This is a genomic window from Nonomuraea diastatica, from assembly GCF_004349015.1.
GTDB lineage: Bacteria > Actinomycetota > Actinomycetes > Streptosporangiales > Streptosporangiaceae > Nonomuraea > Nonomuraea diastatica.
The window spans coordinates 1-1,744 of record NZ_SMKP01000393.1; the positions used below are offsets into that span (position 1 = coordinate 1).

A 1,744-nucleotide genomic window follows, 5' to 3' on the forward strand; every position below is an offset into this window, starting at 1 on the left:
CACCCCACCCGCGCCCGTGGAGACCGGGTACGCGGCCGTGGAGGCCCGGCTCGTGCCCGAGGCTTCCCAGACCGTGCCTGACGAGTCGTCCGGGGCCTCGGTGGAGTCTTCGCCTGCGCCTGGTGAGACGGCGGGGGAGTCCCGGAACGTGCCTGGGGGAACGTCGGCCGTGGGTGCGGCGATCCCGGCCGCGTCCGCTGTGGCTCCGGCCGTGTCCGGCTCGGGGACGTCGTCGGTTGCGCCGCCTTCCTTGTCCCCGCGCGTCGCCGGCGTCCGGGCGTTGGTGTGTTGCGAGGGCCGCCTTTTCGCCGCCTGTGCGGACGGCACGCTCGCGTACCGGGATATTTCCGGTCAGAACCTCCCATGGCGAACGATCGACGATGCGGACGTGATCGCCCTCGCCGCCCCAAGGGAGGCGCACGGCGGCCCGCCCGCCGGTCTCTACGGCGTCGCCCCCGACGGCACGATCCGCTACCGCGACCCCGTGCCGGGCCCCGCACCCTGGCAGGACGTCGGCCAGGCGCCCGAGGGCACCACCGGACTGGCCGCCGCCGACGAGGGGCTGTTCGCCATCACCGCCGCGCACGAACTCTGGCACCTCCCCATCCGCCTGCTCGCCGCACCCGACTGGACCATGATCGGCCCAGCACCCGACCCATCGGGCGGCCCAGCACCCGGCGCAGCGACCGGCCCGGCGCCGGCCCCCTCAGGCGGCCCGGCGATCGGCCCGGCAACCCTGGCCGCGATGAACGGCAGACTGTTCACCGTCGCGGCCGGCCGTGTCCTCACCAGATCGGTGAACCGCCACGAAACCCCCTGGGTGGATCTCGGCCCCGCGGCCGGCCACACCGTCCTCGCCTCCGCGTCCGGCCGCCTCATCGGCACGGGCCCCGACGGCACCCTCCGCTGGCGGCCGATCGCGTGACCGGGACCGGGTCAGGCGCGGTCGCTCTCGTACGCCAGCCACTGCGCGAACGTGTGCAGCCCGTAGTCCAGCGTCACCTCGGCCCGCCAGCCCAGCTCCACGCTCGCTCGCTCCACGTTGACCAGCGGCCCGCCGGGACTCTCCGACGTCTCCATGTGAACCGGCCGCACCGCCTTGGACACCGCCTCGGCCAGCTCCCGCATGCGCCACCGCCGCCGCCCTGCGACGTTGTACACCCGCCCCGCGACCCCCTTCTCCAGCGCCGCCAGGACCGCCTGAGCCACGTCCCGCACGTGCACGAGCTGCACGGGAGGCCCGCCGACGGGCGCCGGATGGTTGAGCGACGAGCGCAGCACCAGCTCCGCCACCGCCCCCTGCTGAGGCATGCCGGGCCCGTACGGCTCGCCGAGCCGCAACACCACGGCACCTGGAGCGGCCGACTCGACAGCGCTGAGGGCACTGGCCGTGTTCGCCGTCAGGGGCGTGGCCGCCGGGTCGACAGGCGTCTCCTCGTCCACCCACTTCCGCGCCGGATAGACGCGGCACGAGCTCAGCAGCACCCCGCCACGGCCGCCCGCGAAGGCGGCGCGGGCCAGCCGTACCTCCTCTTCGGGGTCCGCGTCCGCGTCCCAGCCGAGCGCGCAGACGTGCACCACGACGCCGGTGTCGCCCCCGGACAGCCGCAAGCCCCGGTCGGCCAGCGCGTCCGCAACGTGCTGCCGGACGAACGTCGCCGTGCCGCTCACGGTCACCTCCGGGCGCTCGAAAGCGACCAGCGGTGTGACGGGTGTGGCGGTGACCTGCGGTGCGGGGGCGGCG

1 protein-coding gene and 1 pseudogene are annotated in these 1,744 nt (G+C 75.2%); one reads left to right on the plus strand and one right to left on the minus strand.

Annotated features, from left to right (window positions below; translation table 11 throughout):
• A pseudogene (locus E1294_RS55345) lies at positions 1 to 925 on the plus strand (hypothetical protein); the annotation flags it as partial.
• Positions 926 to 936: 11 nt separating this feature from the next.
• Here the strand turns inward: E1294_RS55345 and E1294_RS51800 are convergent.
• The coding region (locus tag E1294_RS51800) for an NAD-dependent epimerase/dehydratase family protein (protein ID WP_132520687.1) at positions 937 to 1,744 on the minus strand (808 nt) is incomplete at its 5' end.